Origin of the sequence: Paenibacillus sp. Y5S-9, assembly GCF_036894235.1 — a bacterium.
In the GTDB taxonomy this organism is placed as follows: domain Bacteria; phylum Bacillota; class Bacilli; order Paenibacillales; family Paenibacillaceae; genus Paenibacillus.
The window spans coordinates 6,330,029-6,345,442 of sequence record NZ_CP145887.1; the positions used below are offsets into that span (position 1 = coordinate 6,330,029).

Below are 15,414 nucleotides of genomic sequence, written 5' to 3' on the forward strand. Positions count from 1 at the left end.
AAGGCTATTTGCGTAAGTTTCGAAAGTTTGGTCAAATACCAGAGCGGGCAAATACTAGCTGCGCTCCGGAATTCCTTCGAATGTTTTATCCCTTTACAGCACCCTCCGCAATCCCCTCCATGATGAACTTCTGGAAGAACGCATAGATCAGAATAACCGGAATCGCAGTCAGTACCAGGGAGGACAGAATCAACGGCCATTCCTTGTTATATTCACCAAACAGCATGTTCGTCGATAGAATCAGCGTATAACGATTCACATCGGTCAACATGAGCAGTGGTAGCAAGAAGTCATTCCAGATCCACAGAAAGTCCAGAATCGCGATGGTGACTGTGATTGGAAGCAAGAGCGGGAAAATAATCTGGAAGAACGTCTGGAACTCATTACATCCGTCAATCTGAGCCGACTCCTCCAATTCACGCGGAATAGACTTCACAAACCCGTGATAGAGGAAGATCGCCATGTTCACACCAAGTCCGATATAGATCAGGGCCAATCCGTATGTGCTTCCCTGTACACCCATGCCTTTGGCTACCCGTGTCAGCGGAATCATGATCGAGTGAAACGGTACCAGCATGGAAGCAACAAACAGGAAAAAGATCAGGTTGCTCAAGCGGCCTGAGGTACGTGACAACTTGTATCCCGCAAGTGATGCACAGAAGACAATGCCCCCGATCCCCAGAAAGGATACAATCGCCGAGTTCATCGAACTGCCCAACAGATTGATTTTGTTAAACGCGTCCGAGTAATTCTCCCAGTGCAACGTTGTTGGCAGCGCGATAAAGGACTGGAACATCTCACCCTGTGTTTTGAAAGAGTTCACCACCGCCATGTAGATCGGCAGCATGGCGACGAGAGAGCCCAGAATCAGCAGCAGTCGAATCAGATAACTGTTCAGTCGTTGCATCCTCATGCTTCCACCTCTTTCTTCTTCATGACGGTGATCTGGATGAGTGTAAAGATGAGTACGATGATGAACAGTACAACCGATTTGGCACTCGCATAGCCGTATCTGAAGTTGTTGGAGAATGCTTCTTCATAGATGTTCATCGTGATAACCTGCGTGGCCCGACCCGGTCCACCACCAGTCAGTCCGTACACCACTTCGAACACTTTAAATGCTCCGTTCAACGTCAGGAAGAAACAGATGGTCACGGCATGAGTAATCATCGGCAACACCACATTGCGCAGTACCTGGAATGCGTTGGCCCCATCAATAACTGCCGCTTCCTTGAGACTTTTTGGCACACCCTGAAGAGCGGCCAGATAGATGATCATCATATACCCTACACCGTTCCAGAGCGATACGATCAGAATGGAGTAAAATGAAAACTTCGGATCACCCAGCCATTGCTGGTCGAGGAACGAAAAGGCCAGTTTCTCTGCGAGTTGTGGCAACACCTGAGAGAAGATGAATGTCCACATGAAAGCACTGATGATTGTACTGATCATGTTAGGCATGAAGAACAGGGTCCGAAAGATCCCTTTGCTGCGCGTCCGTGACTCAATCAAAACGGCGAGTAACAAGGCAATTCCATTTTGCAGAATCAGCATAAATATTACATATTTCATCGTGAACCACAGGGAGTTCAGAAAGTCGGGATCTTCTTTGAACAATTCCACAAAGTTGCCCAGACCGATAAAGCTGTAATCCCGATTGAGTCCGTTCCAATCCGTCAGACTATAGAACATGCCACTAAACGTGGGATACAGCAGGAAAATCGCATAGATGACAAAGGCAGGCGCAGTGAACGCGAGCAGTGACAGATACTTCTTGAACACATTCGTAGCCATAGGTTCTCCCCCTTTTCACTCGAAGCGGATGATTGTAAACGAGGGAACGAAGAACGTTCTGCCTGCCATATCATCTGCTTGGAGACTGCGACGAAATAAAGTACCGCTAATTTGTTGACAAAACTCCCAAAACCGTTGAGATTTTGCCAACAAAAGCAGGTACTAAATTTCTCGCAACTCCTTACTTGTTGACTTTATTGTAGGATTTCCACGCCTTGTCGAGCGCATCGATAACCTGCTGTTGATTTAATTGCCCAGAGTAGTAGCCTTGCAACGCTTTGCCTGACTCGTCTTTCACCGCTTGAGGAAGAGATGGGTCCTCATAAGCTTTACCTTCACTCACATATTTCTGGGCATCGTCTACCCACGGGAAGCTCTTGAAGTCATGGATCTTGGCAATCGGATTAAACTTGAGTGCTTCGTAGAATGCGCTTGAATCCTTGTCATCGAGAATGTAGTTCACGAAATCGAGTGCCACTTCTTTGTTTTTGCTAGATGACGATACTGCCAGTGAAGTGGAGGTGCTCAGATTGATTTTGGTATCATCCGGATTGTCATTGATCGGCATTGGTGCTACACCAAAGTTAAAGTCCGGGTTGGACTTCAGAATGGTTTCGGCAAACCATGGTCCCTGAATCCACATCGCGGCGCTTCCTGATGCAAAGGCTGCTGAACCATCATCTCCGCCCACTTCCAGCGCTTTGTCCGTTCCATTGGCATTGACGAGATCGAAGATATCGAACAATGCTTTCATATCGGAGAAGGAGCCCTGATCCTGATTCATCTTCTCCACGAAGTCTTTGTGCTCAGACTGAGTTAATGCACCCACGGTAAGTGGCAGGAATAATTGCGGAATCCAGGCTTCTTTGTAGGAAAGTTCAAACGGTGTAATGTTGGCTGCTTTGAGTTTCTCCACGACCTCTTTCATTTCCGTTAACGTCGTTGGCACTTCCAGCCCTTGCTCTTTGAAAATATCTTTATTGTACAGATAGCCCCATGATACTGTTTCCAATGGAACAGCTACGACTTTGCCCTCCGCATCCGTTATGGAAGGTTTAACCGAATCCAGCAGCTTATCGACAAAAGGTTGGCCCGACAGGTCTTCCAGATAACCAGCTTTGCTGAATGGTGGAATCTCATTGACTGCATGCAGGGCGAACACATCCGGTGCATCATTGGAGGCGAGGCGAGTCTTCAGAATCTGAGGGGCATTGTCCGCTGGCGGCATCTCCAGTTGCACGTTCACCTCAATGTTTTTCTCTGCTTTCTCCTTGGCTTTGAACTGTTCTATATATTTATCGTAGTGTTCTTTCAGCCGAGGTTGTGCAACGAATACTTTGAGTGATACCGTGCTGCCTGACGCCGACTCCTCCTGCCCATTGTCCGTTCCTGCATTGGAGCCGCAACCTGCGAGCAGAACACTGACTAGCACCGCACTTGCTACGCTTTTCCATACTTTCATCTTTTATGACCTCCCGGTGTGTAACTGGTTTGTCTTTCATAGGCTCATTATATATCAGAGAATGAAAGCGCTTCATTGGACAAAATTAGACTTGTGTATTGGATTATTTTAAACCTTAATCCTGCCACAAATGCTCTCTCGAACGGCTCATTCCGTGCTACTGCTTGAATTGCCTGACATATGAGGTTGTCCCTTCCGCATCTCCCCTGGAGATATTCCGAAATGCTTTTTGAAAACCCGATAGAAGTAGGACACATCTTCATAACCCGCCATCTCGGCAACATGCTTGAACGGAATCTGTTCATCCATCACCCATTCTTTCGCTCTCGTCATACGTAATTGGATAACATAGTCGGTCACGTTCACCTCATACTCTTTCTTGAATACCTTGCTGAGATATTCCTTACTAACAAAAAAGATCTGGGCGAGTTGCTCCAGCGTAATCATCTCCATACAGTGCTGCTCAATGTATTGCTTTACCTCATTCAGGTTCAGCTTGTTCTTGAATTTACGCTGCGCAATCAGCTGCTCCAAAGCCTGGTAGTATGGAGTCGAAATCCATGTGATCGTGGATTCGATGGAAGCCAGCGCTGTTGAAGGAGGTAGCGCCGTTGCTTCGGGTCGCTCGTACAAGCCATTGGAGACGCACAGTTCATCCAACAAAGCCTGTAGTTCATGAGTCACCCTTCCAAGCTGCCGAGGTCTGTTAATCTCGCATCGTTCCAGCTTCTGCTGCAATTGTTGGAACCACTCACGCAGACTCTGAACGTTCAGGTCATTAAACCGCAAGCGAGCCTGCTGCTGAAACAGGGAGAACTCACCTGCGAACGTAGAAGGATACGATTCCCATGATTCAGGCGCTGATTCAACCTTCTCCAACTCTTTTGCACATTTGGCCAGCACCGCATTCAGTTCATCCGGATTCACCGGTTTGAGCAGATAATCAGCAGCCCGATGACGGATCGCATGTTTTGCATAATTGAAGTCGTCGTACCCGCTTACTACAATCACTTTGATCTGTGGATACTGTCCGCTCAGCGTCTGTAGCAGTTCCACGCCGTCTGTGCCGGGCATGCGCATATCCGTAATGATAATGTGCGGCTGATGCTGCTTAACCAGTTGTATGGCCTGCTCACCATCCTCTGCCTCACCTGCAACGGCCATGCCGAGTTCATTCCAATCTCCCAGGTTGCGCAATATATCCCGGTTCCACGGTTCATCGTCCACCAACAGCACTCTGTACATTTCCTTGTTCACAAGGCTTCGCCTCCTCTATTGCAGGGAATTCGTACCGTAACGCTTGTCCCCTGTCCATATTCACTTTCCATGCTCATCCCGTACTCAGGTCCAAAATGCATTACAATTCGTGAGGCCGCATTAACCAGTCCAATACTTGTACCTGAACTCCACACCCGATCAGCCTGCCGGGAAAGCCGATCCAGTCTGGACTGCATCTCCGTTAGTTTCTCAGCATCCATCCCCACACCGTTATCACGAATTCGAATGGTTACATCTGTAGGTTCACAGACGACTTCAATACCCAGCTTCCACTCGCCCTGTTTCTTCTCCAGACCATGCAAAAATGCATTCTCCACAATGGGTTGCAAAGACAACTTGGGAATATAACACGCCCGAAGTTCTCCGGTAATCTCCAGTGTATATTCAAGCCTGCCGGCAAAACGTTGCTTCTGAATCAGCATATAATGCTCCAACTGATCGAGTTCAGACTGTAGAGGGACAAGTCCATCCGGCGCTCGCACAATATAGCGAAACATCTCGCTTAAGGCTCGAATGACTTTGTAACTGTCTGCCGGTTTTTGCGAGTAGACCATGCCACCAATCATCTGCAGTGTATTTTGCAGGAAATGCGGATGAATCTGGGATTGCAGTGCTTTGAGCTCGGCCGTCTGCTTCTCCAGATTCATCAGGTAGTTGTCACGAATATGTTCCCGAATACGATTAGCCATGCCGTGCAGATTTTTCTCCAGCAGACCAATCTCATCTACCCGGCCGCTTCGTACCACTTCCCTGTCCTTGATCAGTTGAATACCCTTCATGGAATTCGCCAGTCTGACAATGGGCTTTGATGTGCGCCAGGCCACGAATACAGCCAGTCCCACAGAAATGACGGTTGCCAGGCCACCCACAACCAATCCGTATTTCATCGTTTCCAAGGCACTTTCATTAATGACATGGGCAGGTACAATCTTGATCACACGCAGTCCTGACGGCTCAATGGAATGAAAGAATACGTATTCCTTGGCTGTACGGATAAACCCCGAACTTTCTTTTGTACCTGCCAATTTCTCTAGTGCTTCTGCAGAAGGCTGAATCTCTTGATTTGGCTGATAGACCGGACTACCCGCGCTATCAGCAATGTATACCGCATAGTCTCCCCGGCTATCCAGCAGCTCCAGGGTCTGGTTGAACTCAGCCCACTTGACCTCCAAACTGATGGCGCCGATCTGTGCCTGATCCTCAAAGCGGTTCATACTGCGGGTCATGTGAAACTTCTGCGGATCGTCCGGATCATTGATAATCGTAAAATCTTTATGTTGTGCAAAAAGCTCATGATACCCTTCCGGTATTTCCGATACCGCCTTGATGCGAGAATCCATGGAGTTGAAGGTGAACAAGGTGTCCAATTCCTTCAGATACAATTCAACGCCAAATACATAATTGCCAGCAGAATAGTATACACTGTTCAGCATATTGAACATGGCCTTCTGTTCATCGAATCGGCTGGCTGCCGGTGCTTCCTGGTTCAACGCCAGATATTGATGCAATTCGTCACTGATCTGAATCGAATAGATAATATTGTTCATGCGGGCGAACTGTTCACCCAGATAGATGGAGGCCCAATTCATATTGGCTCGGTTGGTCTCCATAATCTCCTCTTCCATGGAAGAGCGGGTATTCTCGGCTGCCATAGCAGTCATGGCAATGACGGGCAGAACAGCCAGCAGCGTCATGGTAAGAATCAATTTATTGCGAATGCTGCGTTTAAAAGGATCTATCAGCTTCCGATAACATTCGGTAAACACAGCGCATCCACTCCTGAGCTAAAATAGACAAACGCCCCAGCATGGAAGCCGAGGGCGCTTTGGTCTTTATATTCGTTTGGAAATGTTAAAATATCACGTTATACAATAGATTGAATGGTTACACGAGATCACTACGTGGTCAGAACAACCTTCTGATCGCTGTTATCACCGGATTTTTTTGATTCCCTTTTTCTAAGGGAAAAATCCGTTGATAAAGGCGAGGTGCATGCTTCCGATGCAGCTTTCTTTCAGAAAGCTTTTAGCGTCGCTTCCTCAGGTTATTTCTGCCCTCTCCGTTAACGTGCACATGTTAAATCCAACTTATATACCTATATTTATTATTTCCTATTATTGTTCGATGATCCGTATGCCCCATGGCTCCAGTTCGATCTTCTCTCCTTCAGCAATCGGGGTTCCTGCCAGAAGTTCAGTCCCTTCTCCATAAGCATTCACAAAGGATGTTGCCTCATCCGCATAATTGAAATAGTAGCGAATTGTGTTTCCTTGATCGTTCACACCAGTCTTCACAATGATAGGAAAAGCTAGCTCCTGATCCGCTCCCCATACGCCTGCCTCCTTCATGACACGTTCCAACACCTTACGGATCACCGCAGAACTAGTGTAACAGCCGACATAGGTTGCTTTGCCTTTTCCATAGGCATTCTGGGTAATTGCCGCATATTCACCCCAATGTGGATGATCATACCAAGCGAGTACCTCAGCCGTTGTTGGTGTAATCAGTTCCATCCAGGTATGAATCTGGTTCTGCTCCTCACCAACCTCGAATGGATCGTCCCGCAGCGAAACAAGTTTTGGCTCTACAAAAAGGTTATAGCTGATCCCGCATGCCTCACTGATCAGGCCGGGCTGGCGGGTAGAGCGTACCTTGATATGCTCATTTGTGAATCCGCTTTTGAACGAGTAGACGATATGTCCACCATCCTGTACGAATTGATTTAATTTTTCCAGCAATGCATCCGAAACAGCATACAGAGCAGGTACAACGAGTACGTCATACTCCGCATAACTCTCAACCGACGGGTCGATGAGGTCACAGCCAATGTTCATCTTGTACAATTCATCGTACATCCAGCGCACCACGTCATTGTAGTTCTTGTCACTGGTGAAGTTAAACCCAAACCACTTAATTGATGTCAGCGCCTCATTGCTGAACAGCACAGCCACCCTATTCTTTTTCTTCAGATTAACGAGCTTTGGACTGAGACGAGCAAAATCTCTGCCAATGGTCTTCGCTTCGTTGTACACCGGATTCGGTTCAAAGTCATGACTGAGCAATCCTTTCCAGTACGTCTCAAATGAATTGTGCAATGAATGCCAGTGCCAGTAAGCGACCATGTTTGCTCCTGATGCCAGATGACTGAATGCCTGCAAACGCAGTTGTCCCGGATAGGGAACCCAATGCCAGAACGCCTGCGCTTCGGTCTCCAGTACAAGGTAATTCGATTGTTTGGTGGAACGCGCGACATCCCCGCCAAATGAAATCTCAATGCCCGTCAGATCATCCTGGGAAGGATGGTAGATATCCACACTGGTGATGTCAAAAGGCTTCGATGCTGCAAAATGATCCACATCCCCTTGAATACCGTAGGAATATCCACGCCAATCGAAGTCAAAGTTCTGGGTAACAAACTGTCCTTCCTGTTTGTATTCATTCACGATCCCCACTTGCCAAGCCAAAAAGTTGGTTACCAGCTGTCGCTGGAACTTGGCAAATTCAGCGCCCAGACTACCGTTGATCGTTCCTACAACAGACGGGAAGTCTTCCCAGCTATTGATTCGATTGCTCCAGTAGTCGAGGCCAAATTCCTTGTTGAGTTCATCCAGAGAACTGAACTTGTTCCGCATATATTTGACGAATTGCAGTTGTACATTATCTCCGGCCGTATTGTAATGCTTCGTCTCGTTATCTGTCTGATATCCAATTACCGCTGGATGTGTGCTTACCCGAGAGATCAGCTTGCGGATGATCCGCTCGGCATAGAATAGATAGGTTGGATGGGTAATATCCATGATCTGTCTTGCGCCGTATTTACCAGGTCCCTGTGAGGTTGTAGCCAGAACGTCCGGGTGTTCCTTTACCATCCACGTTGGAACAGCATACGTTGGTGTGCCAACGATGACCTGAATCCCCGCCTCATGCATGGCATCCAGCACACGGTCTACGGAAGAGAAGTCAAATACGCCATTCTGCGGTTCATGGGTACTCCAGGTTGATTCTGCAATGCGGACCACATTGATCCCTGCATCCTTCATCATCTTAATGTCCTTGTCCAATCTTTCGTAAGGCATATATTCATCATAGTAGGCTACACCATATAATAATTTGTCCATGATTTAATCTCCTTTTTAGGTGGAAAATATAATGATCTTGACGTGTGAAAGAGTTGACATATTCCAATCCACAATGGTAGCGTTTACATTATTATCGGTTGAAGAACTTCGATTGTTCAGCAACCACTTCAAACGCTGATGTGTTCCATGGAATATCAATGCCCGCGTTAAACTGATTATAATGAAGTATACTACGAGTGCCGATTGTATAAGGCAAGTTGTTTTTACCCTTTTCCGAGGTGAATATGATGGATATCCGATCACAGCTCCGAGAAATGCCTCACCATACGCTGGCCCACTGGCTACCTATTATCGACTGTAACATCAAATTCTATGGTGCGCACAGCCAACAAGTACCCTATGGATGGGCGATGCCGGAAGAATCACATCCGGGCTTTGAGATTATGTTGATCATCGAAGGTACGCAGGAGAGTGTGATTCATGGTTATACCTATACCGTGGAGGCAGGTTCCATTCTTCTCATTCCTCCCGGGTTCAAACATACGAATCAATGTGTATCCACGGAAGGCATGACTTATTTTAGCGCTCATTTTAATGTGGATGATCCCGTCTTCACCCTGAAGCTGATGTCACAGCATAGCCAAATCTACGCAGCAGATACAGCTGATAATAAGAAGATGCGCGTTGTACTGGAGAGTTGGATGGGGATGATTAACGTATCTGAAGCCTACACGTCCACTGACAAAATGATCATGCAGGCCCGCATGTTTGAACTGTTCGCCCTGTTGTCCCAAGCCGCTGACAATGAACCGGAGACCACCACTTCCGTTGCTGCTTCACATGCACCAGCTCCAACAGCCATGCATTATGCGGGAGCTATAGCGGAGGCAATCAAGCAGGCATTCCATGCCCAGCTTCGTACCAAGGAAAGCAGTGTATCCACGGTCAAAGTAGAGCAGATTATATCCTCGTTTGGCATCAGCCCGGGATATGGTTTACAGGTCTTTCGCAAGGTGTACGGGCGGTCGCCCAGGGCTTACCTGTCCAGCTTGAAGTTGCAGGAGGCCAAAGTACTGATCGAACAGCCAGAGCTGTCGCTCGGGGAAATTGCGTGGAAGCTCGGTTACACCCATCTGTCCCATTTCAGCAGACAATTCAAACGTTGGACAGGCCAAAGCCCGCTTCAATATCGCAATCATCATGCAGATGCATCAGGTGATCCTGTATCCTACAGATCGGAATCGAGTCCAGAATCTTGATTACGGATACGCTCGTACTCTTCCGGCGTGTTCATATTACTCATTTGCATCGCTACTTGATGAACGCCAGCTCTCTCAAGCTCTTCCGCTTCGACATAACAGCAACCAATCTCTTCAAGCCATCGCATGACTCGAAGATGATCCTGAATCAGACGCTGCTCAAGATCAGGGAGCACTCGTTTGTGGTAAGCCCCTGCAAGAGGGTGGACATGTCCATCCACGCGTGGAACGATAGCAGAATAAGAATTATGCGATTCGACCAGCTTTATTATCCCATCAAAAAAAGACGTTTGCAGGAGCGGCATATCGCAGGCGCATACCAGATTCCAGTCTGTATCGGAAGCTTCCAGCGCCGCGTGTAGACCGGCGAGTGGCCCCTTCCCCGGATAGTGATCCTGAACGCAGTCGTAGCCCATTTCACTGTAGGTTGTCACATTGGGTCCGGCAGCCACGATGATACGGGATACGGCGGGTCTCATGGCATTTGTGACATGTTGCAGTACAACGGAACCGTTCAGTTCCAGCATGGCCTTGTTGGTCCCCATGCGGCTGGATAAACCTCCTGCCAATATGATGCCTGTCCATTCCCTTGTGTTCATGATGTTATCCTCCTTCAGATCACGATATGTGTTTGACTGCATCAATTTCAAAACGTTCGCTATGCATTGAATCCCCTTTCAACAAATGATACATTGAACAATATGCATTTGAAAGGAATGGCTTAATTGGACAGACCTGCACCTTCAAGAGGCAATACCTCATTAGTTTCTCTGAAACTATATAACTTTTTCATATATGGAGCCATCTCGATCTTTGCCGGATTCCTGCAGCTTTACCTGCAAGAGATTGGTATGACCAAACTGGAGATTGGCAGTCTCATGGCGATTGGACCCTTTGTATCCTTGTTTGCCAACCCATTCTGGGGTTTCTGGAGCGATAAATCTCGCAACATTCGCATCATCCTGATGATTATGATGGGAGGCACATTTGTGCTCGCCCAAGGTGTATTCTATGCGCCCACGTATACATGGATCTATGTAGCCATGATTTTCTTTTATTTTTTTCAAAGTCCATTATTTGCTCAAACCAATAGCCTGATTCTCGGATATATCGATGGGACAACCCAGAAATTTGGGTCATTCCGGCTCTGGGGTTCACTCGGTTGGGCACTGACTGCCGTCGCAGCCGGACCGCTCATTGACCGTTTTGGCATCGGCAGTGTATCCATTATATTTGCGTGCATGATTGCCACCGCCTTTGTATTATCCGTATTTTTACCCAGACAGCCGATTGCTTCGGATACACCCGTGGTTACTTTTCGGCGGTTTGGCAAAGTCATGTTCAATCCATATTTTATGGCATTTATCGGCCTGGGTGTACTCGTATCGGTGCCTAATGCGATGAACAGTACTTTTATGTCACTATATATTGTAGAAATGGGTGGCGACAAACAGATGGTCGGCTGGGCCATCTTCACCTCATCCATTCTTGAAGTCGGCGTATTCCTGCTGCTCGACCGCCTACTCAAACGCAAGATGAGCATGCTCTTGGCATCTCTCATTTTGATCAGTCTGCTGTTTGCACTGCGCTGGCAGCTCATGGCACTGGCCATCAACCCGATGGAGATTGTATTCATTCAGCTGATGCACTCCATTACGTTCGGTGGGTACTTCTATGTGGGTACACAGCTGACTATGCTGTTCATTCCAAGACCTTACCGTTCATCCGGTCAAGCGGTATATACGATGGCCTGGGGTGGTCTCTCGGGCGTTATTGCCGGTCTGTTCGGTGGCTGGCTGTTCCAGAGCTTCGGTGCGGAAATCATGTATAGCATCGGCGTATTCTTCTCGCTTATCGGCGCTGTTGGATTTGGCATCATGTGGTTGTCTAACCGCCGTAACGGCTATCAGCCGGTTGTGTTGACGGAGATGGGCAATATGGATGAGGACGGTTAATCTTTTGTTAGAAAGAATTGAAAGATTTCCACTGAAGCACTACGAGGACAGAACAATCTTTCGATCGCTGTTATCCCCGGATTTTTTGACTCCCTTTTCAAAGGGTAAAATCCGGGGATAAAGGCGAACGCTCCGCTTCTCCAGCTTTCTTCTGTCCTCTCCGTTATGGTGTAAATAAAACGTTCAAACATTCAAACAAAAGATTAAGAATAGAAGCAGTAAACAGAAAGGCGTCTAAGGTTTGTTGTACTAACGAACCTTAGACGCCTTATTTGCAGCAATTTCACTTAATTCTAAAGCTAAAGAACCTCAGCCACCTTATTTTGCATAAAAGATGTTAAAAACCCCAAAAAGACAAGCCAAATGAGGAAATAAGGTGTCTACGATTCGTTACGTTGCTGGAACGCCCAGATACACTTGAATAACGTGTCTTCGGTTCGTTAGATTTTTGCCTCATACGCACATCTAGGCCTTAGCTCATGTTCATGCGGAATTGTATTGTCTAAAACTGGACCTGGCTAGATCCAGAAAAACAATAAAGGGCACACTTCGCCATAATCATGACGAAGGGATGCCCTTTATTTATCTTATAAATTGGCTGCTTACCAGCACACTGATAAACAAACCCTAAATTCATCCATTAGCCTTATGCCTTCGGCAGTTGGAATGAGCTTTTCAGGGATACGACCCGGTTAAATACGGGGCGACCTGGCTCGGAGTGTTTTGGATCTACACTGAAGTAACCGTGACGGAAGAATTGGAATTTATCTTGAGCATTCGCTTCCTTCATCTCTTGCTCCACATACCCGTGGACAATCTCAAGGGAGTTCGGGTTCAGTTGATCCAGGAACGTTTTCTCCGGTTGCTCTTCCACAACCTCAGTTTCGGCTCCAGCTACTGCCACTTCCACCTCTGCTTCCGGTGCTTCATCCAGGATCAAAGGCTCATATAGACGGAATTCAGCAGGTACCGCTTGAGTCGCTTCTACCCAGTGGATTGTTCCTTTGACTTTACGGCCAGTGAAGCCACTGCCGCTCTTTGTCTCCACATCATAGGTACAATGAATCTCAGTTACATTGCCTTCTGCGTCCTTAATCACATCGTTACATTTGATGAAGTATGCATGCTTCAGACGAACTTCGTTGCCAGGGAACAAACGGAAATATTTGTTCGGCGGATTTTCCATGAAATCGTCTTGTTCAATATATATCTCACGGGAAAACGGAATTTGGCGATTACCCATCTCTGGGTTCTCCACATTGTTCTCTGCTTCAAGCCATTCCACTTGTCCTTCAGGATAGTTGGTAATAACCACTTTGAGTGGGTGCAGGACAGCCATCGTGCGCGGAGCTTTCAGTTTCAAGTCTTCACGTACAAAGTGCTCCAGCGTTTGCAGGTCGATAACCCCTTGGCTCTTGGAAATGCCTGTTTCGAATACAAAATCACGAATGGCTTCCGGTGTATATCCCCGGCGACGCAGACCCGAAATCGTTGGCATACGTGGATCATCCCATCCATCCACATGGCCTTCGTCCACGAGCAGTTTCAACTTCCGCTTGCTTGTCACCATCTGGGACAGGTTCAGGCGACCAAATTCGTATTGACGTGGTTGGCTCTCCATCTCACATTCTGCAATAACCCAATCGTAGAACGGGCGTTGATCCTCGAATTCCAGGGAACAGAGGGAATGCGTTACACCTTCAATTGCATCTTCGAGTGGGTGAGCAAAGGCGTACATCGGATAGATACACCATTTGTCGCCCGTGTTATGATGGTGTGCATGTGAAATCCGGTAAATAACCGGATCGCGCAGATTGATATTCGGTGCAGACATATCGATCTTGGCACGCAGCACTTTCTCTCCGTTCTTGAATTCACCTGCACGCATACGTGTGAACAGGTCGAGATTCTCTTCCACCGAACGATCACGGTACGGGCTGTTCTTGCCCGGCTCCGTCAGCGTTCCGCGCATTGCACGGATTTCGTCGGCGCTTTGGTCGTCGATGTAGGCTTTACCCTTTTTAATCAACAAGACAGCACGGTTGTACATCTCGTCAAAATAATCCGAGGCAAAACGTTTCTCGTTCCACTCGTATCCGAGCCATTTCACGTCTTCCTGAATCGATTGAACGTACTCTACATCTTCCTTGACCGGATTCGTGTCATCAAAGCGCAGATTCGTTTTGCCGCCAAATTCGCCGCCCAGCGTAAAGTTAATCCAGATCGCCTTGGCATGGCCGATATGCAGATAACCGTTCGGTTCCGGAGGAAAACGGGTAATAACTTCCTGGACTTTCCCAGACCGGAGATCTTCGGTAATAATATTTTTGATAAAGTTAGGTGGGGTTGTACGATTGTCCACAGGTATCAAACCTTTCATGAATGGATTGGAGCCTTCGGGAATTGCAGCAATTCCGGCTATAATTCCTTAATAACGAAGTCATTTCCTGAAAAAATCTATTTTCTTGGAAAGTTTCGTACGCGTTTCATTTAAATATACCTTTAACGGGGGAGGAGTTCAATAAAGAACGGCACCAAAGTCAGGATCAGCCGTGCATAAATAGGCCCAAAACCATTTTGACGGGTTCGCTCGAATCATGTAGCATGATAGTAAAAACAAATTAAAGGGAGGGTTTCCCATTCCATCGAACTCGCTTAAACTGACCAAAGAACAACAGGATGAAGCCATTCGCACCATACAGTCGTATTTCGAAGAGGAACGTGGCGAAGAACTCGGCGATCTAGCCGCTTGGGGTGTCCTCGACCTGTTCATGACACAGCTCGCTCCCTACATATATAATCAGGCACTCCGTGACGCACGCACAACAGTCAATCAACGCATGGCCTCAATGGAAGAAGACCTGTTTGCACTGGAGCAAAAGTTACCCAAGACTTCCCGTTAATCCACCAAAACTAAACCCATACTATACAAAGAAAGAAGGTTGCATTCATGTTTACCTATTCATTGGATGAATATACCGAACTCCGGCCACTGGCCATGGAACATACCAAACCGCTGTTCGAACTGACGGATCGTTCGCGGGATCAACTGCGACATTGGTTGCCGTGGGTGGATCATGTCACAGAAGTGGAGCACACCTCAAACTTCATTACTAACGCGTTAAAACAAGGTGCCGAGAATGGCGGATTCACCGCCGGAGTATGGTCAAAAGGGGATCTCGCTGGCGTCATCGGATTCCACGAGATTAACTGGACCAACCGCTCCGTAAGCATCGGATACTGGCTTGGAAAAGGCTTTGAGGGTCAAGGCTTGATGACAAGCGCTTGTCGCGTTCTGGTAGACTATGCACTGGTGACCCTGGATCTGAATCGCGTCGAGATTCGCTCGGCAACAAACAACAAACGGAGTCGCGCCATCCCCGAAAGACTCGGATTTGTTCTGGAAGGTGTCATTCGACAGGCAGAGAAGCTGCCTAAAGGTTACGTGAACCATGCAGTATACGGCATGCTTCAGCATGAATGGGAACTATTACGCTAATTCGTTTACATAATTGAGTTACATCTAACTGAAACCGTCCATATGCCCCTTTCCTGTGAGAATTTCAAACATAGGTGAGGGGCATTGT

12 protein-coding genes are annotated in these 15,414 nt (G+C 47.4%); 4 read left to right on the plus strand and 8 right to left on the minus strand.

Going from position 1 to position 15,414, the window contains the following annotated elements:
* Positions 1-85: 85 nt before the first annotated feature.
* The 6 genes from V6669_RS27845 to V6669_RS27870 form a co-directional block, all read right to left on the minus strand.
* Positions 86-913: a carbohydrate ABC transporter permease gene (locus V6669_RS27845; RefSeq protein WP_062836914.1), complete on the minus strand. Its 828-nt coding sequence runs from the start codon at positions 911-913 to the stop codon at positions 86-88.
* Entirely contained in the window at positions 910-1,794 is an 885-nt protein-coding gene (locus V6669_RS27850) for a sugar ABC transporter permease (RefSeq protein ID WP_338588795.1), read from the minus strand. The genes V6669_RS27845 and V6669_RS27850 overlap by 4 nt, the downstream gene beginning before the upstream one ends.
* Positions 1,795-1,975: 181 nt before the next feature.
* Positions 1,976-3,256 carry an extracellular solute-binding protein gene (locus V6669_RS27855; protein ID WP_338588797.1) on the minus strand — a complete coding sequence of 427 codons (1,281 nt, stop codon included), beginning with the start codon at positions 3,254-3,256 and terminating at the stop codon, positions 1,976-1,978.
* Between the two features lie 147 nt (positions 3,257-3,403).
* Positions 3,404-4,513, minus strand: coding sequence for a response regulator (locus V6669_RS27860; protein ID WP_338588799.1), 1,110 nt, complete (start codon positions 4,511-4,513; stop codon positions 3,404-3,406).
* Positions 4,510-6,300: a sensor histidine kinase gene (locus V6669_RS27865; protein ID WP_338588801.1), complete on the minus strand. Its 1,791-nt coding sequence runs from the start codon at positions 6,298-6,300 to the stop codon at positions 4,510-4,512. Before V6669_RS27865 ends, V6669_RS27860 begins: the two co-directional genes overlap by 4 nt.
* Before the next feature lie 348 nt (positions 6,301-6,648).
* Positions 6,649-8,652 carry a beta-galactosidase gene (locus V6669_RS27870; RefSeq protein WP_338588803.1) on the minus strand — a complete coding sequence of 668 codons (2,004 nt, stop codon included), beginning with the start codon at positions 8,650-8,652 and terminating at the stop codon, positions 6,649-6,651.
* Between the two features lie 245 nt (positions 8,653-8,897).
* On the opposite strand from V6669_RS27870, the gene V6669_RS27875 reads away from it, so the two are divergent.
* The gene (locus V6669_RS27875; protein ID WP_338588805.1) at positions 8,898-9,872 is read left to right on the plus strand and encodes an AraC family transcriptional regulator; all 975 of its coding nucleotides are present in this window, start codon (positions 8,898-8,900) and stop codon (positions 9,870-9,872) included.
* Here the strand turns inward: V6669_RS27875 and V6669_RS27880 are convergent.
* Positions 9,842-10,471, minus strand: a complete 630-nt coding sequence (locus tag V6669_RS27880) for a molybdenum cofactor guanylyltransferase (protein WP_338588807.1) — start codon at positions 10,469-10,471, stop codon at positions 9,842-9,844. The two genes, V6669_RS27875 and V6669_RS27880, sit on opposite strands and share 31 nt — an antisense overlap.
* Before the next feature lie 126 nt (positions 10,472-10,597).
* Here V6669_RS27880 and V6669_RS27885 point away from each other — a divergent pair, with 126 nt between their 5' ends.
* Complete coding sequence (locus tag V6669_RS27885) at positions 10,598-11,827, plus strand: MFS transporter (RefSeq protein WP_338588809.1); 1,230 nt, start codon at positions 10,598-10,600, stop codon at positions 11,825-11,827.
* A 646-nt stretch (positions 11,828-12,473) separates the two neighbouring features.
* Here the strand turns inward: V6669_RS27885 and V6669_RS27890 are convergent.
* Positions 12,474-14,207: a glutamine--tRNA ligase/YqeY domain fusion protein gene (locus V6669_RS27890; protein ID WP_338588811.1), complete on the minus strand. Its 1,734-nt coding sequence runs from the start codon at positions 14,205-14,207 to the stop codon at positions 12,474-12,476.
* Between the two features lie 280 nt (positions 14,208-14,487).
* Here V6669_RS27890 and V6669_RS27895 point away from each other — a divergent pair, with 280 nt between their 5' ends.
* Together V6669_RS27895 and V6669_RS27900 are read left to right on the plus strand one after the other, a co-directional pair.
* Complete coding sequence (locus tag V6669_RS27895) at positions 14,488-14,730, plus strand: DUF2164 domain-containing protein (protein ID WP_244988428.1); 243 nt, start codon at positions 14,488-14,490, stop codon at positions 14,728-14,730.
* A gap of 47 nt (positions 14,731-14,777) precedes the next feature.
* The gene (locus tag V6669_RS27900) at positions 14,778-15,326 is read left to right on the plus strand and encodes a GNAT family protein (protein ID WP_036612698.1); all 549 of its coding nucleotides are present in this window, start codon (positions 14,778-14,780) and stop codon (positions 15,324-15,326) included.
* The last annotated feature ends 88 nt before the right edge of the window (positions 15,327-15,414 follow it).

Bases quoted from the DNA above. Each gene is read 5' to 3' on its own strand.
- V6669_RS27845 (WP_062836914.1), bottom strand. From the start codon at position 913: ATGAGGATGCAACGACTGAACAGTTATCTGATTCGACTGCTGCTGATT.
- V6669_RS27850 (WP_338588795.1), bottom strand. From the start codon at position 1,794: ATGGCTACGAATGTGTTCAAGAAGTATCTGTCACTGCTCGCGTTCACT.
- V6669_RS27855 (WP_338588797.1), bottom strand. From the start codon at position 3,256: ATGAAAGTATGGAAAAGCGTAGCAAGTGCGGTGCTAGTCAGTGTTCTG.
- V6669_RS27870 (WP_338588803.1), bottom strand. From the start codon at position 8,652: ATGGACAAATTATTATATGGTGTAGCCTACTATGATGAATATATGCCT.
- V6669_RS27875 (WP_338588805.1), top strand. From the start codon at position 8,898: ATGATGGATATCCGATCACAGCTCCGAGAAATGCCTCACCATACGCTG.
- V6669_RS27880 (WP_338588807.1), bottom strand. From the start codon at position 10,471: ATGAACACAAGGGAATGGACAGGCATCATATTGGCAGGAGGTTTATCC.
- V6669_RS27890 (WP_338588811.1), bottom strand. From the start codon at position 14,207: ATGAAAGGTTTGATACCTGTGGACAATCGTACAACCCCACCTAACTTT.
- V6669_RS27900 (WP_036612698.1), top strand. From the start codon at position 14,778: ATGTTTACCTATTCATTGGATGAATATACCGAACTCCGGCCACTGGCC.